This window comes from Fulverythrobacter ferritrahens, assembly GCF_020539485.1.
In the GTDB taxonomy this organism is placed as follows: domain Bacteria; phylum Pseudomonadota; class Alphaproteobacteria; order Sphingomonadales; family Sphingomonadaceae; genus Andeanibacterium; species Andeanibacterium ferritrahens.
Genome location: NZ_JACDXU010000001.1, coordinates 478,050 through 502,968, shown reverse-complemented (window position 1 = coordinate 502,968; position 24,919 = coordinate 478,050). Strand labels below are relative to the sequence as shown.

Here is a 24,919-nt window from a genome sequence, read left to right as displayed (position 1 = left end):
CTGCCACCGCCTCGATGTGGCAGAAACCGCCACGCCCGCAAACCGGCAGACGTGGCGGTTTTGCGTGGTTGGCGGTAGCAGAAGAAAGCAGGAAATCCGGGGGATTCGGGGCAGCCTGAAACGATGCCGACGACCGATGCCCCAAGCGCTCAATTCTGACGGGGAAAAACATATTTGCAAGACTTGTGTTGCGCCGCATCATGACTCACATTGGTGGCAAGGCACGCGAGACCGCGGGCCCAGCCGCAGAAAAACGGCGACTTTGGCTCAACAGCGCGAAAGGAGGTGATCCGATGTCTCATGGTTCAGCAGGGAGGTCGGTTATTTTCCGCGCGGAGCATTATCGTTAAATCCAGCAGCAACGATAAAGGCTCCGTGAGCGGCACTTCCGGCCGCTGACCATGCGAAAACCCGCTCCCGGTTCGCCGGGGCGGGTTTTCACATATCTGGGCAAATGCTTGCGAAACTTCGCGCGCACACCCGTTACAATGGCAACTTTACTCGCACTTGCACCGCCTGCGGATTTAGGTTTAACCGCCCCGATCAACCGGAGTTAAACCTTCCCATGGCCGATTTTCCTGCCGTCGAATTCAATCGCCTGCCTCATCCGGCCCCCGTCGGGCTGGCGGAACGTAACAGCGCCCTCGCCAATCCCGGCTTCGGCACCGTGTTTTCCGACCATATGGTATCGATTGACTGGACCGACGGACTGGGCTGGCACAATGCGAAGGTCGGCCCGCGAGAGCCGATCACGCTCGATCCGGCCGCCGCCGTCCTCCATTACGCGCAGGAAATCTTCGAAGGGTTGAAGGCCTATCGCCTGTCCGATGGCGGCACGGCCCTGTTCCGCCCCGATGCCAATGCGCGCCGCTTCAACGAATCCGCCAAGCGTCTCGCCATGCCGGAAATCCCGGAAGAAACCTTCATCGGCGCCGTGCGCGAACTCGTCGCCGCCGATGCGGACTGGTTCCCCAGCGTGGAAGGCGGCTCGCTCTATCTGCGGCCGTTCATGTTCGCTTCGGAACCCTTCCTGGGCGTGCGCCCGGCCAAGCAGTACAAGTTCCTGGTGATCGCCAGCCCGGCGGGCAATTACTTCAAGTCGGGCGCGCCGGCCGTCTCGATCTGGGTGTCGAGCGATTATACGCGCGCGGCCCCCGGCGGCACAGGCGCGGCCAAGTGTGGCGGCAATTACGCCGCCAGCCTCGTCCCCCAGGCCGAAGCCATTGCGCGCGGGCACGATCAAGTCGTGTTCCTCGATGCTGCCGAGCATAAATATATCGAGGAACTAGGCGGCATGAACCTGTTCTTCGTGTTCGATGACGGGCGCATGGTCACTCCGCCGCTGACCGGCACGATCCTGCCCGGCATCACGCGCGACAGCCTTCTGGCCCTCGCCCGCGAGGAAGGGCTTACCGTCAGCGAGGAACGCTATTCGCTCGATCAGTGGCGCAAGGATGCGGAAAGCGGCAAGCTCGTCGAAACCTTCGCCTGCGGCACTGCCGCCGTTGTCACCCCGGTGGGCAAGGTCGCAGGCCATGATGGCGAATTCACCATCGGTTCGGGCGGCCCCGGCCAGATGACCAGCAAGCTGCGCGAGAAGCTGGTGGGCATCCAGCGCGGCACCGTGCCCGACACGCATGGCTGGGTAACCCGGCTGGACTGAACGGGACAGTCCGGTGGCTGACATGCCCGAGGATACCGCCCTGCCGGTCTGCGTCGCGGCGCTCTATCAGTTCACGCCCTTCGCGGACCACAAGGCCCTGCGCGAACCGCTGCTCGCTTTGTGCGAGGAACTGGGGGTGAAGGGCACCCTGCTGCTGGCGCATGAGGGGATCAACGGCACTATCGCGGGCAGCGACAATGCCATTGCCCGCGTGGTGGGCCATGTCCGCTCCCTGCCCGGCTGTGCGGGGCTGGACGTCAAATATTCCCGCGCCCCTGCCATGCCCTTCCACCGCATGAAAGTGCGGCTGAAGAAGGAAATCGTCACCATGGGCGAGCCGGATATCGATCCGCTGGCCAGCGTGGGCACCTATGTCCCGGCGGAAGACTGGAACGCGCTGATCAGCGACCCCGAAACAATCGTGATCGACACACGCAACGATTACGAGGTGGCCGTGGGCAAGTTCCATGGCGCGATCGACCCGCAAACCGCCACTTTCCGCGATTTCCCCGCCTGGTTCCGCGCCGAGCGCGAGCGCCTGCTGGGCGAAGGCAAGGCCCCCAAGGTGGCGATGTATTGCACCGGCGGCATCCGCTGCGAGAAATCCACAGCCTTCCTCAAGGCGGAGGGTGTGGAGGAAGTGTTCCACCTGAAAGGCGGCATCCTCAAATATCTGGAAACCGTGCCCGCCGAAGAAAGCCTGTGGGAAGGCGAATGTTTCGTCTTCGACCAGCGGGTAACAGTCGCCCACGGCCTCGCCCCGGGCAGCTACGATCTGTGCCACGCCTGCCGCCGCCCGGTGAGCGCGGAGGACAAGGCATCGCCGCTCTATGTCGAAGGCGTAAGCTGCCCCGCCTGCCACGCCGAGCGCGACGAGGAACAACGCTCAGCCTATGCCGAGCGGCACCGCCAGGAAATGCTCGCCCGCGCAAGGGGCGAAGCGCATGTCGGGGCGAGCTTCGGGGGTGAAGGTTAGGCGGGTTACCTGCTTGCTGGGGAGCGCGGCGCAGGGACGCTGATGACAAAGACGGGGTGGGGAGCGGACGAAACCCCTTCGCCAAATCACCACATCCGTTCGTCCTGAGCCTGTCGAAGGACGCGCGCCATCGCTTGCCAACCAAGGGGATATGGGACTGACGGTTTCTCGTGTCCTTCGACAGGCTCAGGACGAACGGAGGTTTGGGAAGACAGCAATGGGGTGGGAAGCGGGCTGTCCCGCCCCGTCATGCTGAACTTGTTTGTGCAGGCACAGCTTCGCTTCCAGCATCCATTTCTCCCCACGGACTTCCGCTCAATCTGGTCAAATGGATCCTGAAACAAGTTCAGGATGACGATAGTGCAAAGGTCCGCAATGTTGTCGGTTCCAGACTGTCGGCTTTCGGCAAGTCCTGCCCCATTTTCCCCGCCAGAAAACACTTTCCTACATCCTCGCAAATGACGTTTATCCTGTTCAATGAACAGCTTAGCCTCAACCCAACCTTGCGCATGCTCCACCCCCTCCGGGCCCTGCATAGGCAAACGCACCGGGCTTGCACGAAAACCCGAAATGAAAGGTCACACTCCGCTGCGCGTCCCGCCCGGAAAATCGGCTCGATTCCGCGGGGCTACAGGGGTGTTACACCGCAAACTTCAAAGGCCGTTTTGCGTCACATCAGGGTGACACATGCGCCCCGACCGGCCCGGCTAAATCGCCTGCCCTGCCGCCTTCGCGCTTGCCCAGGCCCATTGGAAATTATAGCCGCCCAGCCAGCCGGTCACGTCCACAGCCTCGCCAATGGCGTAAAGGCCGGGCAGCTTGCGGGCCTCCATGGTCTTGGAGGAAAGTTCGGCCGTGCCGATGCCGCCGATAGTCACTTCCGCCTTGGCAAAGCCCTCGCTGCCATTGGGCAGGAAACGCCAATCCGCCAAGCGCCGCGCGGCCTCGGCCAGTGCCTTGTCGGACAGATTGCCGAGTTCGCGCTCCAGCCCCAGCTTTTCGGCCAGCACCGTGGCCAAACGATCCGGCAGATGCTCGCCCAGCACGCTGCGCATTCCGGCGCGCGGGCGGGCGCGCTTGGCGTCTGCCAGCCAGCCTTCGCCAAGATCGGGCAGGAAATCGATGCCCACTTCCTCACCGCGCCGCCAGTAGGAGGACACTTGCAGGATCGCCGGACCGGACAGCCCGCGATGAGTGAACAGCGCCGCCTCGCGGAAGGCCGCCTTGCCGCAGCGGGCGATCACTTCGGCCGAGACGCCGGAAAGTTCGCGAAAAAGGGCTTCGTCTCCCGGCAGGGTGAGCGGCACCAGCGCGGGGCGCGGCTCCACGACCTTGAGGCCGAATTGCCGGGCCAGATCGTATGCAAAACCACTCGCGCCCATCTTGGGGATGGAAGGGCCACCGGTGGCAATTACCAGCGCAGGCGCGCTTTCCGTCTCGCCCCCCACGGTGACGCGAAAGGCCCCATCGGCGTGGGAAACCTCACTCACCGAGGCATTGCAGCGCAATTCCACCCCGCCCCTGGCGCATTCCGCAAGCAGCATATCCACGATCTGCCGCGCGGAACCGTCGCAGAACAATTGCCCCAGCGTCTTCTCGTGCCAGGCGATGCCATAACTCTCCACCAGAGCGAGGAAGTCCTGCGGCGAATAGCGGCCCAGCGCGGATTTCGCGAAATGGGGGTTCTGCGAAAGATAGCGATCCGGCGCGGTGTGGATATTGGTGAAATTGCACCGCCCGCCGCCGGAAATGAGGATTTTCTTGCCGGGCGCATCCGCATGGTCGAGCAGCAGCACACGCCTGCCGCGCTGCCCCGCCGTGGCCGCCGCCATCAGGCCCGCAGCGCCTGCCCCCAAAATGATCGCATCGAATTCACCGGCCATGGCAGAGCCCCTAGCGGGCTGGCCCCTCGCCGCCTAGGGGCCCTACGCTTCCAACCGGATTACGCTATCCGTCAACCGCTCCACCTCGCCCATCGCGTGGCTTACATAAAGCACCGGCAGCGCCAGCTCATCGCGGATACGTTCCACCACGCGCAGGATTTCCTCGCCCCGCGCGGCGTCGAGCGATGTAAGCGGCTCGTCCATCAGCAGGAACTTCGGCGCGGAAAGCAGCGCACGCCCGATGGCGACCCGGCGAGCCTCCCCGCCGGAAAGAGTTACCGGCAGGCGATCCAGCAAATGGCCGATACCCAGGAACTCGACCACTTCGCCCTGCGTAATCCAGCGTTCCTCGGCGGCATGGAGCTTCTCGCCATAGGCAAGGTTCGCCGCCACGTTCATATGCGGGAACAGCCGCCCCTGCTGGAAGATATAGCCCGCACGGCGCTTTTCCGGCGGCAGGTTGATCTTCAGGGCGGAATCGAACAGCACCCGCCCCGCCACTACGATCCGGCCCCGCTCCGGCTTGAGCAGCCCGGCGATGCAATTGAGTGTGGTGGTCTTGCCCGCGCCCGATGGGCCGACCAGCGCGGTAAGAGAGGCATCGGTGACCGCATTAAGGTCGATCTGCCGGTCGCCAACGCGCCGCGTCAGCTTTATCTCGAAGATCGGCTCAGAGGACATGGCCGCCCCCCTGCCCCAGCTTGGCCCCGCTGCGCCGCACCAGCCATTCGCTTGCAACCAGCGCCGCGATGGACAGGCCGACGGAGATCAGCGCCAGCCGCGTCACCATTTCCTCCCCACCCGGCATTTGCAGCCCGGTATAGATCGCCAGCGGCAGGGTCCGCGTCTCGCCCGGAATATTGGAGGCAAAGGTAATCGTCGCGCCGAATTCTCCGATGGACCGCGCAAAGCCCAGCACGCTGCCTGCCAATATGCCCGGCACGGACAGCGGCAGGGTCACGGTGAGAAAGGCACGCAGCGGCCTTGCGCCCAGAGTGCGCGCGGCCTCTTCCAGCCGCCGGTCCACGCTCTCGATGGAAAGGCGGATCGCGCGGACCATCAGGGGCAGCGCCATCACCGCCGCTGCCAGCGCAGCGCCGGTCCAGCGGAAAACCAGAACGATGCCCAGATGATCTTCCAGAAAGGAACCAACTGGGCCGTTACGCCCGAACAGGATCAGCAGCAGCCAGCCGGTCACCACCGGGGGCACCACCAGAGGCAGATGCACCAGCGCGTCGAGCAGCAATATGCCGGGAAACCGCTTGCGCGCCAGAAGCCAGGCGAGCGCATAGGCAACCGGCAGCGTCGCGGCCATGGCCACAAGGCTGACCTTGAGCGACAGGGCCACGATTGCCCATTCACTTGCGCTCAACAGCATTACCGCCTGCCTTCCGCCTCAATCCACCGGTGCGGCGGTAAAGCCATGGCGGCGGAACACACCCATGGCCGCATCGCCCTGCAGATAGTCGCGGAAAGCGGCAGCTTCGGCATTGGCCGAACCCTTGATCTGCCCTACCGGATAGTGGATCGGCGGATGGCTGTTTTCGGGGAAAGTCGCGACAACGCGCACCTTGGCGCTCGCCATGGCATCGCTGCCATAGACCACGCCCAGCGGCGCCTCGCCCCGTTCCACCAGCGCCATCGCGGCGCGAACGTTTTCCGCCCGCGCCAGCTTAGCCTCTACGGCGGGCCACAGACCCAGCGCAGTAAAGGCGGCCCTCGCATATTTGCCGGCGGGAACCGCATCGGGATCGGCCACGGCCAGCGGACCTTTGCCCAGAGCTGCCGTGAGGCTGGCGGGATTGGAGAGGTCCACCACATCCTTCCCGCCCGCAGGGGCGATCAGGACCAGCGTATTGCCCAGCAGGGTCTTGCGCGAGCCGGGCGCGATCAGCTGCTTCTGCTCCAGCTTGTCCATCCATTCCTCATCCGCCGAGAGGAAAAGGTCGGCCGGGGCGCCCTGTTCTATCTGCCTGGCAAGCGCCGAAGTGGCGGCAAAACTCAGCACCGGGCGAGGATGGCCTTCCTTCACCCAGCCGTCGGCCACTTCCTCCAGCGATTCCTGCAGGCTGGACGCCGCCAGAACGATGGGGCCCTTCGCTTCCTCCTTCCCCCCGGAGCAGGCCGCAAGCAGCCCTGCAGCCAGGATCGGCAGGAAACGGGCAATGAAGCGGCGCATGATTGTCCTTCCGGTTGACGCGTTGCCATGCGGCAATGCTATATACATCGCGATATAGCAAGGCAGGAGCACATCCTTGGTCCCCCGTTACCTGATTTCCGCAGCGCTGGCAGCGCTGCTTTTCCCCGCCCCGGCCTTCGCCGCCGAAAAGGAGTGGCAGCCCCCGAAAGGCGAAGCGCCAGTGCCCGTTCCTGCCGAATGGAACGGGTGGGAAAGTCCTTCCCCCGCACCGCAGGATAGCGCGATTGCGGCAGGCACGGCATGGAGCTTCACCCTCGCCCCGGTGGCGCAAGTGCCGCTGACGGGTTTCGACGGCAAGGAACTGCCCGAAGGCAGCATGGGCGCAGTGCTGACCTTCACTGCCCCGGTTGAGGGCACCTATCTGATCACCGTGGGCGACCCGATGTGGATCGACGTGATCGGGCCGGACGGCGTGGTGGAATCCTCCGCCCATGGCCATGGCCCGGACTGCTCGGGCATCGGCAAAATTGTCCATTTCGCGCTGAAGCCCGGCGCCTATCGCCTGGAATTGTCCGCCGCTCAGGTCGATACCAGCAGGCTGATGATAAAGGCGCCCTGACGGCTGCAATCCGCCGCACGATCGGCTATTCTCCGCCCGTCAGACGGGAGACGGCCAATCGCAAAGCTCAAGCTCAAATTGCAGCTCTATGTGGGCGAGGAAATCGCCATGGGCCCCGGCAAGGCGGACCTGCTCGATGCGATCGAGGCGACCGGGTCCATCTCGGCGGCGGGGCGAGCCATGGGGATGAGCTATCGCCGTGCCTGGATGCTGGTGGATGCAATGAACCGCTGCTTTGCGCAGCCACTGGTGGAAACGCATCCCGGCGGCGGACAGCAGGCGGGGGCGAAAGTGACCGAGCTTGGCCGCGAGATGCGGGAGGCCTATCGCAAAGTGCTGGAAATGGCAGAATCCGGCGCACAAAGCGCCGCGCTGGAGGCCCTGACAAACGCGCTCAAGGACTGAATACCCCAACTTGGCGCAGGCCAAGCAAACCATCGCTTGCCCTCCGCTCTCCGCAGTTCCATCTACTCGACAGAGTCAACGAACCCCTCGCAGGAGAGCCTCGCCATGTCCGACGACACTTACGTTCCGCCCAAGGTCTGGACCTTCGATCCCGAGAATGGCGGCCAGTTCGCCGGGATCAACCGCCCCACCGCCGGCGCGCGCGAGGAACATGAACTGCCCGAGGGCGATCACCCCTTCCAGCTCTATTCGCTCGGCACGCCCAATGGCGTAAAAGCCACCATCATGTTCGAAGAATTGCTGGAAGCCGGCTTTTCCGACGCGGAATATGACGCTTGGCTGATCAAGATCTTCGAAGGCAACCAGTTCTGGTCGGGCTTCGTGGAGTTGAACCCCAATTCCAAGATTCCCGCTCTGCTCGACAAGTCCGGGCCGGAGCCGTTCCGCGTGTTCGAATCCGGCTCCATCCTTGTCCATCTGGCCGAGAAGTTCGATTATCTCCTCCCCAAGACCCAGCCCGCTCGCGCCGAAACCTTCAGCTGGCTGATGTGGCAGATGGGCAGCGCGCCTTTCATGGGCGGCGGCTTTGGCCACTTCTATGTCTATGCCCCGGAACGCTACAAATATCCGATCGATCGCTATGCCATGGAAACCAAGCGCCTGTTCGCCGTGGCGGACATGCAGCTGGGCAAGACCGAATATCTCACCGGCGCGGACTACACCATTGCGGATATCGCCGCCTACACCTGGCTGGGGAACCTCTATCACGGCGCCTATAATCGCTGCGATATCTTCCTGAGCCTCGACGAATACGAGAATGTCGGCCGCTGGATCCGCACGATCGACGCCCGCCCCGGTGCGATCCGTGGCCGTCTGGTGAACACACAGGCCATGGCCGAGCGCCATTCCGCGGCCGATTTCGAGGCGCTGGACCAGTCGCTGTTCGATCCGGTGCGCAAACGCCCCGACCTTCTGTAACCTTGCGTTAGAGGATACCCTTGCGCATGGGTGAGGCCCCGCTATAGGGGCGCCTCACCCATGCGTCACAAGGCGCTGCGTGGGACGCTGCTGGGGCGTCGCCAAGTGGTAAGGCACCGGTTTTTGGTACCGGCATTCGCAGGTTCGAATCCTGCCGCCCCAGCCAATTTCACTCCTCCACATATCCTTTGGTGCAGCACGGATTGTGCCATCGTGCGGTTTTACCGCCCATGCCGTACGCCATGACAGCATGCGGCTGCACGCCTGTGCATATCCCCCCTTCTCAGCTTTGCTTCGCAGGTTCCGGAATTCCCTGCCGAAAACGGCGGACGGATTCATTAATCCTGTAGACAGGTAACAGAATTGTGATATTACGATTCTTGAGTTTAGTAGTACTGGAACCAGCAACTGACATCACAAAGGCGGGCGATATGGATGGCATTCGCGTAGGCAATAGGGTGATTGGGGCGGATGCACCGGTGACCGTGGGCTGGGAAAATATTCCCCGGGTAGAAGGCGGTCCTGTAAAACAGTTCGTGTTCACGTGGTTTCAGCCGACCGTATTATTCGCACTGATAGCCTTCTGGTATTACGCGCCAGACTCCATCGCCAAGGCGTCAACAGCCGTCGCCATCGGCATAGGCTTCAGGGTGTTTCTGCTGGCGCTGGAATGGGTGAACCCCCGCTATGACAGCTGGCAACTGACCTGGAAGGAACTGGCGACCGACCTGTTCTATGTGGGCATCAGCTATACCCTGGTCCGGTTGGCCAGCCGCTATTTCGGCGACGATGCCATCATCGAAGCGATCCAGAACAATTTCGATTTCGATAAGTTCGCCTGGTTCACCACGATGCCGCTGCTGCTACAGGCGTTCCTGATCTCTTTCATCTTCGATTTCGGCCAGTACTGGATGCATCGCGGAATGCATAATTGGTATCCGCTCTGGCTGACCCACTCCGTCCATCACTACATCACCCAGTTGAACGTCAACAAAGGGGCTGTCGGCAATCCGGTAGAATTGTTCCTGATTGGCCTTGGTATCGGCGGATTTTTCGACTTCCTGCCGCGCGCCGTGCTGCTTGCAGGCGCTATCGGGCTTGCGGTCGGTTCCTATCAGCACATCAATGTCCGCTTCAATTCGCCGCGCTGGTGGTGTTACCTGTTCAACACCACCGAACACCACAGTCTGCACCACTCGCAGGATTTCGAGGCCAGCCGCAGCAATTATTCCGCCACCTGGATCTTTATCGACCGGATGTTCGGCACCTGCGTGGATGGCGAAGCGGAACTGCTGGGCATGGAAGGCGGACGTCGCATGTCGATCCGCGAGCAGATGACCTATCCTTTCACCGAAGCCTGGAAGACGCTCAAGGAAAAATTCGGCCGGCCGATGCCAGTGCCTGCCGAGTAAACAACGGGCGCTGCTGCCCGGCGACCGCTTTCCACCTGTTTTGCCTCACCTGCTCTCGATGCACCCGCCGGCCCCATGTCCGGCCCGGCGTGAAGGCGCTCGCCCGGAGCAAGCGCCCCGTCTGCCGAGCATCGGTGGTTTCTTGAAGAAGGACATCGCGTGAACCTGCGTTTCATCGACTGGATCTGGCACATCAGAGGCAGCCTGCCGCTCTCCCCCGGGCAAACGGACGAAGAGGCCTTCGATCGGCTTGCCCCCGTATTCGACCAGCCCAACACCACTTACGAGCGAACGAACGGCGCGCTGACTTTCCAGAAGAAGGACCAGGCGGCGCAAGACAAGATGTCCGTCTTCGACAGCGGGGTGCTTGCAATCGAAAACGGCGATGCAGGGCCAGTGCTACATTACCACCTGATCAGCCGCGCTCTGCTGTTCTGCTTCCTGGCGCCCGCGCTGTTTATGGGCATTGCCGGCTTTACAATCGCCTTGGGGAAACTTGAACAACCTCCCGTCGAGACATCCGACAAGGCGGACAAGGAAGAGAAAGAAGAGGCCGAAATACTGATGAACCCCATCGACAAGGCCCTGGGCGCACCAGCCCCCGAGAAGCCCAAGAAGGAAGACAAGGGCAAGGCGGAAAAGAAGAATAGCGGACCTTCCCCAACGCCCGCCTATGTCTTCACGGGCATCTTCGCCGCGCTCTATGTTATAGGCCGGATTCTGGAAGACAGGCTGGTCCGGTCACTATTCAGGAAGAAACTGGCGGGTTCGTGAACCCGTACGCCTCAACGAGTGACGCTATCCTCAAATCTAGCAGGAGCTGACTGGTGCGGCAGGGGCTGGATTGTAGATCTGCGTCAGGTCACGATCGTCGCGCACATACATCGCGGCCGTCTTGCGGATCGCCTGTGGCGGGACGAGGCTGGCGAACAGAAGCGGCTTATAGTCATACACCACCTCGGCAAACATGATGGCGAAACCGCTCTCGGCCTTCACCTGTTTACCGGCCGGCCCCATTCCGGGAAAGCTCGTGCCGGTCACACCGTCACCCTGTTTGCCATAGCTGGAGCTGTATTTGGCATCGCCGAAGCAACGCTGCCAGTGAATCCACTGCCCTCCCTGCTCATTCACTTCCAGGCTGGAGAGGATCAGGCGCCCATTATGAACCACGTCCAGCCCCCCCGATTGCAGGGCGGAAGCCTTGAACGCCTCGTTCACGTCATATTCGCGCATATGCGGCACGCCCGCCACGATTTCCTGCTTCGCACGTGAGGAGTTGTCGGCCAGCGACAAGGCAAGCTGGCTCACGCGCATATGCGTGATCGAAAGGTTGGCGATTTCCACGCCGCCCATCCCCAGCATAGTCAGGATCGGCAGCGAGTAAGCAAATTCGATCAGCGCCAGCGCCTTCTGATCGCGCCACAGGCGGCGGGCGAAACGGCCCAAACTGGCCATCCGGGATTTCATCATCGGCTTCATCCGCAAATCTGCTTCTGCACGCGGGTGGCCTGCGGGCCGAAAGGCTGGTTGCGCAGCACGGTGGAGGCCGAAGTCGTTGCCCGCTGATCGCCGTTGATCAGTTTCCAGAGCGGAAACAGGCGATCGTAGGTGAGCGTAACCGTATAAAGCACCACGTCATTCGCCCCGCCGAGGCCGCTTTTGCCGACATCGGCATCCCACGTGCCATTGCCGTTTTCATCCACGAAACATTCACCGCCATCATATTGGTCATTTTTATTCGTATCGGTGAAATCCTCGGGCCGACCGACATCGCTGAAGCTCGAATAATTTTCCCGTTTGAACGTGTAGATCGGGTTGCTTATCGCGACGGGATCCATCTGTTCACGCACATATCGGTCAATGGCGCTCATCTGGCTCGACCCGCTCTCAAGGCCGGCATCGCGCCCACCGTCCTGGATCGCGCCCTGCAATACCGACTGGATATAAATCCCCTGCCCGACATCGAAGATGCCGAACAGCAGCAGCAGGAAGGTGGGCAGTACGATCGCGAATTCGGGCAGCGTCGCCCCTTTCGCGTCGCCCGCCAGCCTACGGGCCGGGAAAGCGCGAAAGCGGCGGATCATCTGCCGAGCCTCAGATCTGCGACCTGCGCGGCAATGAACTTGAAGGTATTGCGTAGCTGCTCCGTATTGCTGGAATAATAGGCGCGGCCATTGCTGGCGCAATTCTGCAATTCGGAAGTCATGCTGGTGCCGAAGGCGATCACCCAGATCGTGGTGCCCTGCGCCTTGATGGCATTGCACATTGCGGCGAACCGCAGATTGTGCCGCGCGGTGATGGTATTGGAGTAATAGCGCGGCGCAATGCGGCTATCGAGGTTCTCGATACCATAAGCCGAATAGCCTGAGGCGGTCGGCTCCATGATGCCGTCGGTCATGAAAATGATGTGCTTGCTGACATTGATCTTGTCGGCATCCAGATTGACATTGCTGGCAAACAGTCCGCCCGGGCTGGTCAGGCGGCCGCCCCAGATCATGCCCACATCGTGATAGGTATTACCGGTAGCCACCAGATTGTTGAGATAGCTATCCAGCCACACCGGGACGTCATTGACATTGTCGGACAGTTCCACGGGGCGCAGCAACATCATGGGCGAAGGGCAGCTGCCCGAAGCCGTGTTGCGAGAGTTGGTCGTGTCCTCGTAATCGTAATTGTTGCGACTGTATTCCACCGAATTCCAATGCGGCTTCCAGCGCGAGTCATCGTCGAACGGCGTCAGATTCAGATCGAGATCGTAAGCGTCTTCCGGCCAGGGGTCGAAAGTAGGCAACGTCGCGGTCGGCGTCATCGTCTTGCGCTCCTCGATACAGCCGCTCCAGCTGTAATTCGTGGTGCCGACGCCGCTGGCCGTGCTGCCATTCATTTTGGCCAGGCGCACCGGATCATAGGCACCTGCGGAATCCGTCATTGCATTGGACACGTTGGTGGCAACCGCCACACTATCAAACCGCTTCAGCCGCGATGTATCGATCGGCGCCTCGGTATAGCGCCAGGTCGTGAACTTATACCCGTCCAGCGTATAGGTCGTGCGAGTGGTCCAGACGCGACGAACGCAGGTGCCTATATCTGTGCGACCACTCCTGCCCGTCTTGTACCAGCTGACGTAGTCATATTCTTTGGTTGTTACCGGATTAGGCGCAGTACCGGTTTTATATGGATTGTCCCCATAGTTATCGCCATAGTTCTTACAGCTGTTCAAACTGATGGCATTGGGATAAGTATCATTAGCAGTGCCCAGATCTTCCACGTGATCTTCATATACGGGTGTATTGAACACAGCCAGGCGCGACTGGTAATTCGTGCTGTCCGCCATGAAATCATACGGCATGTCGCCGTTTTCGAGCAGGCCCTTGACGTTCACCGTCATGGAATAGGGCACGAAGCCATAGCGGATGCGCGTGCGGTTATCGTTCACCGCCTGATTGATGGTCTTGTGGAAGTCCCGCACGGCAGAGCGCAGACCTTCGATCTTGGTGGGCTCGCCCCAGCTGATCGAGTTGCCCATCGAGCCGGTAGTATCGAGCACGAACATGATATCGGCATTGCCGATCTGCAGTTCGGCCATGCAATCGACCGACATCGTGATCGTCCGCTTGTCGAACAGCTTCATCACCAGCGTCGGGACGGTGGCGGTGGCGGTGCCCAGCACCTGGCCATCATCATTATCCTGCGTGACATAGGAGACATTGGTCGCGTCGAACACGGAAGGATTGAAGTTGAAGGTGAACATGTTGTTCGCCTTCGCCTTTTCAGAAGTGCCGTAACTGCCTGTCTTGCTCATCGCGCGGCGGCCGGCGAGCACACCCGCGTCGCAGGCAGACTGGAGCTGGGTTCGCGCCATATAGGCGCGGCTGAGGTCCACGCCGCCACCGATGAGAGCCATCATCGGTACCAGCGCGGCAGCCGTGATCGCGAGCACGTTGCCCGAACGATCATCCCGCAATGCACGAAGGAAACGATCCCCCCGGGAATGACTGCGCATTCCTTGATCTCCATAGACTAGGCCAAGCCTGCCCGGAGATAAGGGAATAGGGTTACTCCCCCTCCAACATTTATGGTTAATTCACATTAAGGCCCCGGAAATCACTGCCTGTGCGGTATCGGGACAATGTTCGGAAAATAGTTAACGACCGCCCCGCACCATCGCCGCTTCCGCGCTGGTGGAAGCCGGGCCGGTGTTCCGGCGCGCCAGACTGCCCATCTGCCGTCCGTTCTGGAAGGCCCGGGGATCGGCCATTCAGCTCGTGGCGCAGGATTCCGGCGCGCCCTCCATCCCCGCCTGGCAGATTTCCCACAAGGCGAAGATGATCTGGCGCACGTCGTCGTCCACCAACCGGTAATAGCGCGTCTGCGCATCGGGCCGAACGCTCACCAGCCCCATGTCGCGGAACTTGGCGAGATGTTGCGAAACGGCGGATTGCGACATGCCGGTCAGCTCCACCAGTTCGCCCACGGTCACTTCCTCGTCCGACATGCGGCACAGCATCAGCAGCCTGTCCGGATGGGACAGTATCCGCAGCCTTCCGGCCATGTTCTCGGCATTGGCGCGCAGCAGGTCCAAGGGGATCGGCGTTTTCATTCCTCTCCGGTGGCAGGCAACCCGTCATCGCGCAAGACGATATAGATGGCGGGAATGACAAGCACCGTGAGAGCGGTGGAGGATGCAAGGCCGAACAGCAGCGAAATCGCCAGCCCCTGGAAGATCGGATCGGTCAGGATCACTGCCGCCCCGATCATCGCCGCCGCCGCCGTAAGAGCGATCGGCTTGAAGCGGATCGTCCCAGCCTCCAGCAGGGTATCGCGCAACGATTTGCCCGGCGCCCGCGCATGGCGGATGAAGTCCACCAGCAGGATGGAATTGCGCACGATGATCCCCGCCAGCGCGATGAAACCGATCATGCTGGTGGCCGTGAAAGGCGCGCCGAACAGCATATGGCCGATCACGATGCCGATCAGGGTGAGCGGAATGGGCGTGAGGATCACAAGCGGGATCTTGAAGTTGCCGAACTGCGCGACGACCAGCACGTAGATCGCCAACAGGGCGACCATGAAGGCGGCGCCCATATCGCGGAAGGTGACCCAGGTGATTTCCCATTCACCGTCCCACAGCAAAGTGGGGTGGCGCTCATCCTCAGGCTGACCATTGAGCGAGATTTCCGGCTTGGGCAGGCCTGCCTTGGCCCAGTCAAACTCGTCGATCGCCTTGTCCACCGCCAGCATGCCATAGATCGGCGCCTCGTAACGCCCGGCAAGCTCGGCCTGAACCATGGTCGCCCCTCGTCCGTCGCGGCGGAACACCGCCGGCTCGCCTCGCTCCATCCGCGCATCGACCAGTTCGCCCAGCTGGATCAACTGCGGCGCACCGGCGGCCGTGGCCACCGCGACCGGCGTGGCCGCAAGGCTGGCCGACCATGCACGGGCCGACTGATCGAGCGAAACCTGGATCGGCAAGGGATCGCGCCCCATGCCCTGCGGGGCATAACCCACGATCTGGCTGCCCATCAGCGCGCCGATGGAATCGAACAACTGCCGTTCCGAAAGGCCATAATGGTCGAGCCGCGCGCGGTCCGGCACCAGCCGCAATTGCGGGCGCCCTTCCCCGAAACTGTTATCGACATCGACGATATAGGGCACTTCTTTGAAAATCTTTTCCACCTGCAGCGCCACTGCGCGGCGGGTCGCCTCGTCCGGGCCGTAAATCTCTGCCAGCAGCGTGGCCATCACCGGGGGGCCCGGCGGGGTTTCCACCACCTTGATCGATCCTCCTTGCGGCAGAGCGATCTTGGCGAGCTTCTGGCGCATCTCAACTGCGATATCGTGGCTGGCGCGCGAACGGTCGCCCTTGGGCAGCAGGGTGACCATCAGATCCCCCATTTCCGGCCGCGCACGCAGGAAATAGTGGCGCACCAGTCCGTTGAAATTGAACGGCGCGGAGGCACCGGCATATGCCTCCATAGAGATGACTTCGGGCACGCCTCGCGCCACTGCGGCGGCCTGATCGAGCACGCGGGCAGTCGTTTCCAGGCTGGTCCCTTCCGGCAGATCGACCACCAGCTGGATCTCCGACTTGTTGTCAAAGGGCAGCAGCTTCACCGTCACTGCCTTGAAGTAGAACATGGAACAGGCGACCAGAGTGGCCACGCCAACGCCGATCAGAAAATTGCGCGCGCTCTTGCGGTCGCGGATCACCCGCCGGGCAACGCGGGCATAATATTGGCCCAGTTTCCCGCCATGTTCGTCATGCCCGCCATGATCCAGCGCCTGCCGGGCAAAGCGGATCATCAGCCAGGGCGCGATAATCACTGCCACGAAGAAGCTGAAGATCATCGCAGCTGAGGCATTGATCGGGATCGGCGCCATGTAAGGCCCCATCAGGCCCGAAACGAACAGCATCGGCAGCAATGCGGCAACCACGGTCATGGTGGCGACGATGGTGGGATTGCCCACTTCGGCCACAGCCTCCACCGCCGCCTGGATACGCGGCCGGTCGTCCGGCATGGCCCAGTGCCGGGCGATGTTCTCGATCATCACGATGGCATCATCCACCAGAATGCCGATCGAGAAAATCAGCGCGAACAGACTGACCCGGTTGATGGTGAAGCCCATGATGTTCGATGCGAACATGGTGAGCAGAATGGTAGTGGGAATGACGATTGCCGTCACACCGGCCTCGCGCCAGCCGATAGCGAAGCCGATCAGCACCACGATGGAAACCGTGGCCAAGGCGAGGTGGAACAGCAGTTCATTCGCCTTCTCATTCGCCGTCTCGCCATAATTGCGAGTAACGGCGACATCCAGCGACGTGGGGATCAGTGTGCCTTCCAGCGTCTCCACGCGCTTCACCACCGCTTCCGAAACGGTCACGGCATTGGCCCCCGCGCGCTTGGCGATGGCAATGCTGACGGCAGGCGTGCGGCCCCATTTACCCGCGTCCCCATCCTCTTTCGACCAGCGCCAGACCATCTGCTGATCCTGCGTGGGCGCTTCGGTGACACTGGCGACATCGCGCATATAGACCGGCGCGCCCGTAACCGAGCGGACCTGCAGATTGCCGACTTCCTCCGCGCCCGAAAGCGTGCGCCCGGCCACGACGTCTGCGGCCTGCCCCGCTTCGCGAACGCTGCCAGCCGGAAAGGCACGATTGGCCTGGCCGGCAGCCTCGATCAGATTGCCGAGCGGCACCTGATGGAGCTGCAATTTCGCCGGATCGGGCGCGATACGCACAGCCTGCCGTTGGCCGCCGGTGATGAAAGTCAGCCCGACATCGTCCACCTTGGCGATCTCGGTCCGCAGGCGCCCGGCCAGTTCGCCCAGTGCCTGCTCGTTCCATGCACCCGGCGCTCCGGGCTTGGGCGACAGAGTGAGAACCACGATAGGCACGTCATTGATGCCGCGCACCGTCACCTGCGGGGCTGGAATGCCCACCGGGATGCGGTCCATATTGGCGTTGAGCTTCTCGTCGATCCGGGTCGCGGCGTCTTCGGGATCGGAGCCGACGATGAAGCGCGCCGTCACCAGCACGCCATTGTCTTCGGCCTGGGTGTAGACATGCTCCACCCCGTCCACACTCTTGACGATGGCCTCCAGCGGCTTGGCCACCACCTCCACCGCGTCGCTGGCCGAAAGACCGGGCGCGGCAACGCGGATGTCCACCATGGGGACTGAAATCTGCGGCTCTTCCTCGCGCGGGATGGTCAGCGTAGCGATCACGCCCACCAATATCGCGGCGAGCAGCAGCAGCGGGGTGAGCGGCGACTGGATCGTCGCCCGGGTCAGCCGCCCGGATATGCCCAAATTCATTTCGCGACCTGCTTCGTAGCCGTCTGCTTCACGAGAATGTCACCGGCGGAAAGGCCCGAAAGTATCTCGACCTTGCCCCGCTCGGTCGAAGGAGCAGTCTGCACCGGCACGCTGGCCGCGCTGCCATCCTTGCCTACGACCCACACCGTATCGAGCCCATAGGCCGTGGTGACATACTCGGCCGGCACCAGCAGCGCCTTGCGGCTGCCGCCCTCGACCTTGGCGGAAATGCGCCTGCCGATCAGCGATCCGTCCAGCCCGGCAATCTCCACATCGGCACGCACCTGTCCCCCCATTACGGCGGGATAGAGCCGGGTAATGGTGCCCGTGACTTCCGTAAGTCCTTCCGCGCCCGGCAGTTGAGCCAGCACGCGCGATCCGGGGCGGACCTGCGCCGCCAGAGTTTCCGGCAGTTCCAGCTTCAGCACTGTCGCCCCCGCCGTGATCGTGGCGATGGGCATTCCGGGGGCCACGGGGGCTCCTGCAGGAATATCGGCCATCAGCACCCGGCCAGAAGCCGGCGCGATCACCGCGCCCTGCCCGGCGACGGCATTCACCGCCCCTTGCTGCTGCCGCGCGGCATTCACCTGTGCCTGCGCGGCGTCTGCTACGGCCCTTGCCTGTTCCAGCCGCGCCTTGGCATAGACACCATTGTCATAGAGGAACTGGACACGCTCAAGCTCTGCCTTTGCGGCGGCGGCCTGGGCCTGCGCGGCTGCGGCCTGCGCGCCATAGGCGCCCGCCTGATAGCCCAGTTGGCTATCGACGATGCGCCCGATTACCTGCCCCTTGCGGACAAGATCGCCTTCCTTGACGGAAAGCACCGTGAGAATGCCGGGAATGCGGGCAAGAACCTGAGCCTGATCGACGGTCGAAACCTCGGCGCTCACATCCTTCCAGTCGCCCGTTTCGGCAAGCTGGACGGTATAGCGTTCACCCGCGGCCTTGGTCACTTCGGCAGGCGCGTTCTCCGTGCTGCCGCAGCCTGCCAGGGGCAGTGCCAGTGGCAAAAGAGCCGCTGTGATGCCCAGACGCAGATATGTCTTACCTGTCATTTCCGGCCCCCTCGCCGCGATTTTCAGCGTTCAACCGGCAGGCCGGCCTGCGCCCAGGCGCCAAATCCGCCTGCAAGATGCGTATCCACCGCCGATTGCGCCGTACCGCATTGATCGAGCGCAATGCCGGATCGCTTCCCACCAAGGCAGTTGAGCACAAGGATCTTGCCCGGCGAGTCGGGAAGACTGGCTGGAGAGAAGCTGGAGAGCGGCATGTTGAGCGCCCCCGGGATGTGCCCCTGCTGGAATTCGTCAGGCTCGCGCACGTCGACGACCTGCACTTCGCCGCGATCCAGCATCGCCTTCAGCTCCGCCGGAGTGAGTTCCTTGTGCTTGGATTTGCCGAACAGGCCCATGATTCGAATCCTTTCGATGATTTATGGATTGCTTATATGCGCATTTCGTTATATTAGCAAGCGCATCACGGGAGAACGCTGAGATGTCTGACCAACCGCATATCGTCGTCCTGGGGGCTGGGCTCGGGGGCACCATAGCCGCCTATGAAATCCGCCAGACTCTTGGAAAATCCGCCCAGATAACCGTGTTGAACAAGGGCGAGAATTACTGGTTCGTCCCGTCGAACCCGTGGGTCGCGGTTGGCTGGCGGGAACCCGAGTCGATCAGGGTCCACCTCCCCCCCGTGATGGAAAAGCATGGCATAGGCTTCAATTCGGTGGGCGCAGCCAAGGTTCACCCCAAGGAAAACCGGGTGGAGCTGCTGGACGGCTCCTCGGTTACCTATGACTATCTCGTAATCGCTACCGGGCCGGAACTGGCCTTTGACGAAATTCCCGGCTTCGGGCCTGAAGGCCATACGCAGAGCATTTGCGTTACCGACCATGCCAAGGCGGCCCATGCGCGCTTCGAGGAGCTCTGCGCCAATCCTCGTCCCATCGTGGTGGGCGCCGTGCAGGGGGCCAGCTGCTACGGCCCCGCCTATGAAATGGCGATGATCCTCGACACCGAACTGAAGCGCCGCAAGATCCGCGACCGCGTGCCGATGACCTTCATCACCCCGGAACCCTATATCGGCCATCTCGGCCTCGATGGGGTGGGCGATACCAAGGGCCTGCTCGAAAGCGAGATGCGCGATCGGCACATCAAGTGGATCACCAACGCCAAGGTCACTTCAGTGGAGGACGGCAAGGTCCATGTCGAGGAAGTGAACGAAGACGGCACGCTCAAGAAGACGCATGACCTCGATTTCGGCTGGGCCATGATGCTGCCCGCCTTCCGCGGCGTGGAAGCGCTGCAGGGGATCGAAGGCGTGTCCAACCCGCGCGGCTTCGTCATCACCGACAAGCATCAGCGCAACACCACCTATCCCAATATCTTCGGCTTGGGCGTGTGCATCGCGATCCCGCCGGTCGGCCCCACTCCGCTGCCCGTGGGTGTGCCCAAGACCGGCTTCATGATCGAGAGTATGGTTACCGCTATCGCGCAGAATTTGAAGGAAATCCTGGCCGGCAAGGAACCGACGCATGAGGCGACCTGGAACGCCATCTGCCTGGCCGATTTCGGTGATAGCGGCGTGGCCTTCGTGGCCAAGCCGCAAATTCCGCCGCGCAATGTGAACTGGGCGAGCGAGGGCAAATGGGTCCACCTCGCCAAGATCGGCTTCGAGAAATACTTCCTGCACAAGGTCCGCAGCGGCGAAAGCGAACCCTTCTACGAGAAACTGGCCCTGCATGTGCTGGGCGTGAAGAAACTGCGTTTCGACTGAGGAGTGATGCGATGAACCTCGACCGTTCCGTAATGGCGTTCGCCGGGCTGGTTGTGCTGATCAGCTCCATCCTGTCGCTCACCGTGCATCCATACTGGATCGCGCTGACCATCTTTGCCGGGCTGAACATGCTGCAGGCCAGCTTCACAGGCTTCTGCCCCGCCGCGATGGTGTTCAGGAAACTGGGCGTGCGCAGCGGCACGGCCTTCGACTGAGATTGCGAGCGGGGCGCGCCATGAAACTTCGCCATCTCGTGCTTCTGGGCACCGGACTGGGTCTCTCCCCCCTTCCCCACCCGGCCGGTGCCCAGTCCCTTGAGGAAGTTACAGCGATCGCGCTGGAACATTCGCCTGCCATTGCGGGGGCGGATGCACGGGCGCAGGCCGCTGCCGCCCAGCTCGATTTCGCGAAGGCACAGACCCTTCCGGACCTTAACGCCCAGGGCCAGATCGGCTTCGGCAGGATCGACCCCAAAGGCTTCTTCGGCCTGACCGCAGATGACACCAATCCGCTGACTGCGCAGGTCACGGCGGAAATGCCGCTGCTCACTTTCGGGCGTACAGGCGGCGGGATCGATGCGGCCCGCGGCGGGGCGCAGGCAGCGGAGCTGATAGCCCGTCAGACCCGGCTCAATCTGCGAGTGGAAGTAGCAGCGGCCTATGCCGAGGCAGTTTCCGCCCGGCGCCTGCTGGGCAGTTACGATCTGCTGCGCCTCTCCCTGGCGGAAGTCCTCCGCCAGTCCGAACTCAAGTTCAAGGTCGGCGCCGCGACTTCCACCGATCTGGCGCAGGCAAGAGCCCGGCTGGCCGAGGCCGATGCGGGCCATGCCGCAGCTGACGGCCGGCTGAAGGCCGCAATGGCCGCGCTGCGCTCGCTGACCGGGCTCGACACGGTGGCGCTGGACGACGATCTGCCCGCCCCACCCCCGATCCCCGCCACGCGGGACGAGGCAATGGCGATGGCACTGGCTGGCAATCCCCAGTTGCTCGCCGCCGGAAAGGCGGTTGAGGCTGCCGAGGGGAACGAGCGCATGGCAAAGGGCGAAGCCCTGCCGATGCTAGGCGCCTATGCCGAAGCCGCCGCCGTGCGCGATCAGTTCTTCCCCGGCTACAAGGCGGATTCCTATTCCGCCGGGCTGCGGGTGAAGTGGAACTTCTTCTCCTCCGGTCGCAACGGGGCCAAGGCGCGCGCTGCCGGTTCCCAGACCGATGCCGCACAGGCCGATTACGACATGGCCCGCCTGCGCACGGAACAGGCCGCGATAACTGCCTATGATGGATATGAAACCGCGCGGCTGATGCTGGCCGCCGCCGATGCCCGCCAGACCGCCGCAAAAGAGGCGCTGCGCGGAACGAAGCTTGAAGTCGAGGCCGGGGCCAAGCCGCAGCTTGCCCTGCTCGACGCCCAGCGCGAGGCTATAGAGGCCGAAGCCGCCCTTTCCGGCGCGCAAGGCCGCCTGATCGCCTCCGCTTATCAGTTGCGAGCCGTCGCCGGTATGGAGTGATCTGCACTCCCCCCTTTCTGCAGGGTCACCCTGCTGGCGGCGGTTCGCTTGGGTTTGAGAATCCCCGCGATTGTCATTGCGAGCGGCCAAGCCGCGCGGAGCGGAACCTAATTCCGTCATCCTGAAACAAGTTCAGCATGACGGGGTGGTTGACGAGGGACTCACCCCTTCAGCCACAACCTGATGCCATAGGCCACCGCACCCAGCACAGTAACGCTACCAACCCACAGTGCCGCCATCCACAGGAGGCGGCGCCATAGCGGGGTATCGTCAGCCTCAATGTGAGGAGCTGACATCAGTGATACCCCTCGCTGCCCACCTTGCCGCGGAACACCCAATAGGCCCAGCCGGTATAGGCAAGGATGAGCGGCAGGGTCAGGCCCACGCCGATCAGCATGAATACCTGGCTGCGCGGCGGTGCGGCCGCATCCCAGATCGTCACCACATCGGGCACCACGAAAGGCCACATCGAAACGCCCAGCCCGGCCATGCCCAGCAGGAACAGCCCCAGCGAAAGCAGGAAGGGCGCGGCCTGCCATTTCTTCTTCAGGCCCCAGAGAAGGAAGCCCGCGATAATGGCCGTCAGCAGCGGTACCTGCGCCGCGAACAGCACATTGGGCATGGCAAACCAGCGTTCCCAATATCGGGCATCGAGCAGTGGGGTGTAGAGGCTGACCGCACCCAGCAGCAGCAGCGTGGCAAGGGTGGCGCGCAGGGCCAACCTGTAGGCATGGGCCTGCGTGCTGCCTTCGGTCTTCCACACCAGCCAGGTAGTGCCCAGCAGGGCATAGCCCGCCACCGTGCCAAGGCCGGTAAGCAGGGTGTAAGGCGTCAGCCAGTCCCACCAGCTGCCGGCATAGGCGCGGCCGTCCACTTCGATCCCTTGCAGGATCGCGCCAAGGATCATCCCCTGTGACAGGGCAGCCACCAGTGAACCGCCGCTGAAGGCCATGTCCCAGAAGGGCCGATGGCCGGGATCGCGCCAGCGGAATTCAAAGGCCACGCCCCGGAAGACGAGGCCCAGCAACATGGCGATGATCAGCGGATAAGTGGCCGGAAGGATAATGGCATAGGCCAACGGGAAGGCGGCCAGCAGACCGCCCCCACCCAGCACCAGCCAGGTTTCGTTACCGTCCCACACGGGCGCGATGGAATTCATCGCCTGATCGCGTTCCTCGCCCACCTTGAAGCTGGGGAAGAGGATGCCGATGCCCAGATCGAACCCGTCCATCACCACATAGGCGAACACGGCGAAGGCGATGATGAAGGCCCAGATGGCTGTGAGGTCCACGCTCATTCTCCGTCCTCCTTCGCGGGTTGTTCGATGATGGGGCCGCCCACGGCCCGTGCCGGCCCGGGAGTGATGCCCGCCGTGCGGATCGGGCCTTTTTCCGTCCGCCTTACGCCCGGTTCATGCACCTTGGGCGCCCCGCGCATCAGCCGCAGGATGTACCAGGTACCCGTGCCAAACACCGCGAAATAGACCAATACGAAGGCCAGCAGCGATGCCCCCACGGCGGGCGCGTCCAGCGGCGAGGCAGATTGCGCCGTGCGCAACAGACCATAGACCGTGAAAGGCTGTCGGCCCACTTCGGTGACCATCCACCCCGCGATCACCGCCAGAAAGCCGGAAGGCGCCATTACGATCGCCGCCTTGTGCAGCAGTGGCCAGTCATAGAGCCTCTTCCTCAAGCGGGCGACGAGGCTCCACAGGCCCAGCCCCAGCATGGCGAAGCCCAGCCCCACCATCACACGGAAGGCCCAGAACACCGGGCCGACCGGCGGGTGATTTTCCGGCGGGATCGTGTCCAGCCCGGCCAGCGGCGCATTGAGATCATGCTTGAGGATCAGCGAGGAAGCCTTTGGAATCTCGATCGCATAATCGACGCGCTGTTCCTTGCTGTTGGGAATGCCCGCCACGATGAAGGGCGCACCGTCGGGGTGGCTCTCATAATGGCCTTCCATCGCCATCACCTTGGCCGGCTGGTGCTTCAAAGTATTGAGGCCGTGAAGATCGCCTGCAAAAATCTGCACCGGGGCTACCAGAGCGGCCATCCACATCGCCATGGAGAACATCGTCCGCGCATGCTGGTTGGCGCGGTCCTTCAGCAGGTGCCAGGCGCCCACCCCGCCCACCACGAAGGCCGTGGTGAGATAGGCCGCGATCACCGTGTGAACCAGGCGATAGGGGAAGCTGGCGGTGAAGACGATGGCCCACCAGCTGTCACCGGGCAGGAACTGGCCATTCGCGCCCATCTCGTAGCCTGCCGGGGTCTGCATCCAGCTGTTCACGCTGAGAATCCAGAAGGCCGAAACCGCCGTGCCGCCCGCCACCATCAGCGTGGCAAGGAAGTGCAGCTTCTTGCCCACACGTTCCAGCCCGAACAGCATCACGCCCAGGAAACCAGCCTCGAGGAAGAAGGCGGTCAGCACTTCATAGGCGAGCAAAGGCCCGATTACCGGCCCGGCCTTGTCGGAAAACTCCGCCCAATTGGTGCCGAACTGATAGGACATGACGATGCCGGAGACGACACCCATGGCGAAGGTCACGGCGAAGATCTTCAGCCAATATTTGAACAGGTCGAGGTAAACGCCCTTACCCGTCTTGAGCCAGAGCCCTTCCAGCACCGCCAGATAGCTGGCCAGCCCGATGGAAAATGCAGGGAAGATGAAATGGAAGCTTACCGTGAAGGCAAACTGGATACGCGCGAGCAACAGCGCATCGGCCTGATCGAACATC

At 62.6% G+C, this 24,919-nt stretch carries 24 protein-coding genes and 1 tRNA gene; 11 read left to right on the top strand and 14 right to left on the bottom strand.

All coding sequences use genetic code 11. From position 1 onward, the window contains the following. Positions 1-565: 565 nt before the first annotated feature. Positions 566-1,663: a branched-chain amino acid aminotransferase gene (locus H0274_RS02415; protein ID WP_226792756.1), complete on the top strand. Its 1,098-nt coding sequence runs from the start codon at positions 566-568 to the stop codon at positions 1,661-1,663. A gap of 22 nt (positions 1,664-1,685) precedes the next feature. Beyond that, positions 1,686-2,639, top strand: coding sequence for an oxygen-dependent tRNA uridine(34) hydroxylase TrhO (trhO, locus tag H0274_RS02410; RefSeq protein ID WP_226794421.1), 954 nt, complete (start codon positions 1,686-1,688; stop codon positions 2,637-2,639). Between the two features lie 707 nt (positions 2,640-3,346). On the opposite strand, the gene H0274_RS02405 is transcribed toward trhO, so the two are convergent. Genes H0274_RS02405 through modA form a run of 4 tightly spaced genes read right to left on the bottom strand, consistent with a single transcriptional unit; the run spans position 3,347 to position 6,701 of the window. Next, positions 3,347-4,522: a BaiN/RdsA family NAD(P)/FAD-dependent oxidoreductase gene (locus tag H0274_RS02405; RefSeq protein WP_226792755.1), complete on the bottom strand. Its 1,176-nt coding sequence runs from the start codon at positions 4,520-4,522 to the stop codon at positions 3,347-3,349. A gap of 42 nt (positions 4,523-4,564) precedes the next feature. Continuing rightward, positions 4,565-5,203 carry an ATP-binding cassette domain-containing protein gene (locus tag H0274_RS02400; RefSeq protein WP_226792754.1) on the bottom strand — a complete coding sequence of 213 codons (639 nt, stop codon included), beginning with the start codon at positions 5,201-5,203 and terminating at the stop codon, positions 4,565-4,567. After that, a complete protein-coding gene (gene modB, locus H0274_RS02395; RefSeq protein WP_226792753.1) occupies positions 5,193-5,900 on the bottom strand; it encodes a molybdate ABC transporter permease subunit in 708 nt (235 codons plus the stop codon). The genes H0274_RS02400 and modB overlap by 11 nt, the downstream gene beginning before the upstream one ends. An 18-nt stretch (positions 5,901-5,918) precedes the next feature. Continuing rightward, positions 5,919-6,701: a molybdate ABC transporter substrate-binding protein gene (gene modA / locus H0274_RS02390; protein WP_226792752.1), complete on the bottom strand. Its 783-nt coding sequence runs from the start codon at positions 6,699-6,701 to the stop codon at positions 5,919-5,921. A 76-nt stretch (positions 6,702-6,777) separates the two neighbouring features. Here modA and H0274_RS02385 point away from each other — a divergent pair, with 76 nt between their 5' ends. The 6 genes from H0274_RS02385 (at position 6,778) to H0274_RS02360 (ending at position 10,850) form a co-directional block, all read left to right on the top strand. Next, on the top strand, positions 6,778-7,281 hold the full coding sequence (locus H0274_RS02385; RefSeq protein WP_226792751.1) for a hypothetical protein: 504 nt from the start codon (positions 6,778-6,780) through the stop codon (positions 7,279-7,281). 108 nt (positions 7,282-7,389) lie between these two features. Further along, entirely contained in the window at positions 7,390-7,686 is a 297-nt protein-coding gene (locus H0274_RS02380; protein WP_226794420.1) for a winged helix-turn-helix domain-containing protein, read from the top strand. A gap of 105 nt (positions 7,687-7,791) precedes the next feature. Beyond that, on the top strand, positions 7,792-8,664 hold the full coding sequence (yghU, locus tag H0274_RS02375; RefSeq protein ID WP_226792749.1) for a glutathione-dependent disulfide-bond oxidoreductase: 873 nt from the start codon (positions 7,792-7,794) through the stop codon (positions 8,662-8,664). Positions 8,665-8,755: 91 nt separating this feature from the next. Continuing rightward, positions 8,756-8,830, top strand: a tRNA-Gln gene (locus H0274_RS02370). A 265-nt stretch (positions 8,831-9,095) separates the two neighbouring features. Beyond that, a complete protein-coding gene (locus H0274_RS02365) occupies positions 9,096-10,076 on the top strand; it encodes a sterol desaturase family protein (RefSeq protein WP_226792747.1) in 981 nt (326 codons plus the stop codon). A gap of 159 nt (positions 10,077-10,235) precedes the next feature. Further along, positions 10,236-10,850 (top strand): hypothetical protein, encoded by a 615-nt coding sequence (locus H0274_RS02360; RefSeq protein ID WP_226792745.1) that lies wholly within the window; start codon positions 10,236-10,238, stop codon positions 10,848-10,850. A gap of 36 nt (positions 10,851-10,886) precedes the next feature. On the opposite strand, the gene H0274_RS02355 is transcribed toward H0274_RS02360, so the two are convergent. The 7 genes from H0274_RS02355 to H0274_RS02325 form a co-directional block, all read right to left on the bottom strand. Beyond that, entirely contained in the window at positions 10,887-11,531 is a 645-nt protein-coding gene (locus H0274_RS02355) for a TadE/TadG family type IV pilus assembly protein (protein WP_226792743.1), read from the bottom strand. A gap of 20 nt (positions 11,532-11,551) precedes the next feature. Further along, entirely contained in the window at positions 11,552-12,160 is a 609-nt protein-coding gene (locus H0274_RS02350) for a TadE/TadG family type IV pilus assembly protein (RefSeq protein ID WP_226792741.1), read from the bottom strand. Continuing rightward, the gene (locus H0274_RS02345; RefSeq protein WP_226792739.1) at positions 12,157-14,079 is read right to left on the bottom strand and encodes a TadE/TadG family type IV pilus assembly protein; all 1,923 of its coding nucleotides are present in this window, start codon (positions 14,077-14,079) and stop codon (positions 12,157-12,159) included. The genes H0274_RS02350 and H0274_RS02345 overlap by 4 nt, the downstream gene beginning before the upstream one ends. A 255-nt stretch (positions 14,080-14,334) precedes the next feature. Then, positions 14,335-14,676, bottom strand: a complete 342-nt coding sequence (locus H0274_RS02340) for an ArsR/SmtB family transcription factor (protein WP_226792737.1) — start codon at positions 14,674-14,676, stop codon at positions 14,335-14,337. Next, positions 14,673-17,897 (bottom strand): efflux RND transporter permease subunit, encoded by a 3,225-nt coding sequence (locus tag H0274_RS02335; RefSeq protein ID WP_226792735.1) that lies wholly within the window; start codon positions 17,895-17,897, stop codon positions 14,673-14,675. Before H0274_RS02335 ends, H0274_RS02340 begins: the two co-directional genes overlap by 4 nt. After that, positions 17,894-18,952, bottom strand: a complete 1,059-nt coding sequence (locus H0274_RS02330; protein ID WP_226792733.1) for an efflux RND transporter periplasmic adaptor subunit — start codon at positions 18,950-18,952, stop codon at positions 17,894-17,896. The genes H0274_RS02335 and H0274_RS02330 overlap by 4 nt, the downstream gene beginning before the upstream one ends. A 23-nt stretch (positions 18,953-18,975) precedes the next feature. Further along, positions 18,976-19,308, bottom strand: a complete 333-nt coding sequence (locus H0274_RS02325; protein ID WP_226792731.1) for a rhodanese-like domain-containing protein — start codon at positions 19,306-19,308, stop codon at positions 18,976-18,978. Between the two features lie 83 nt (positions 19,309-19,391). Here H0274_RS02325 and H0274_RS02320 point away from each other — a divergent pair, with 83 nt between their 5' ends. From H0274_RS02320 to H0274_RS02310, 3 genes are read left to right on the top strand one after another with little or no spacing between them, the layout of a single operon-like run. Beyond that, positions 19,392-20,675: an NAD(P)/FAD-dependent oxidoreductase gene (locus H0274_RS02320; RefSeq protein WP_226792729.1), complete on the top strand. Its 1,284-nt coding sequence runs from the start codon at positions 19,392-19,394 to the stop codon at positions 20,673-20,675. An 11-nt stretch (positions 20,676-20,686) separates the two neighbouring features. Then, the gene (locus tag H0274_RS02315) at positions 20,687-20,890 is read left to right on the top strand and encodes a YgaP family membrane protein (protein WP_226792727.1); all 204 of its coding nucleotides are present in this window, start codon (positions 20,687-20,689) and stop codon (positions 20,888-20,890) included. Positions 20,891-20,910: 20 nt separating this feature from the next. After that, entirely contained in the window at positions 20,911-22,179 is a 1,269-nt protein-coding gene (locus tag H0274_RS02310; RefSeq protein ID WP_226792725.1) for a TolC family protein, read from the top strand. 161 nt (positions 22,180-22,340) lie between these two features. On the opposite strand, the gene H0274_RS02305 is transcribed toward H0274_RS02310, so the two are convergent. Genes H0274_RS02305 through H0274_RS02295 form a run of 3 tightly spaced genes read right to left on the bottom strand, consistent with a single transcriptional unit; the run spans position 22,341 to position 24,918 of the window. Further along, positions 22,341-22,475: a DUF2474 domain-containing protein gene (locus H0274_RS02305; RefSeq protein WP_226792724.1), complete on the bottom strand. Its 135-nt coding sequence runs from the start codon at positions 22,473-22,475 to the stop codon at positions 22,341-22,343. Further along, the gene (cydB, locus tag H0274_RS02300; RefSeq protein ID WP_226792723.1) at positions 22,475-23,476 is read right to left on the bottom strand and encodes a cytochrome d ubiquinol oxidase subunit II; all 1,002 of its coding nucleotides are present in this window, start codon (positions 23,474-23,476) and stop codon (positions 22,475-22,477) included. Before cydB ends, H0274_RS02305 begins: the two co-directional genes overlap by 1 nt. After that, on the bottom strand, positions 23,473-24,918 hold the full coding sequence (locus H0274_RS02295) for a cytochrome ubiquinol oxidase subunit I (protein ID WP_226792722.1): 1,446 nt from the start codon (positions 24,916-24,918) through the stop codon (positions 23,473-23,475). Before H0274_RS02295 ends, cydB begins: the two co-directional genes overlap by 4 nt. Position 24,919: the final 1 nt, after the last annotated feature.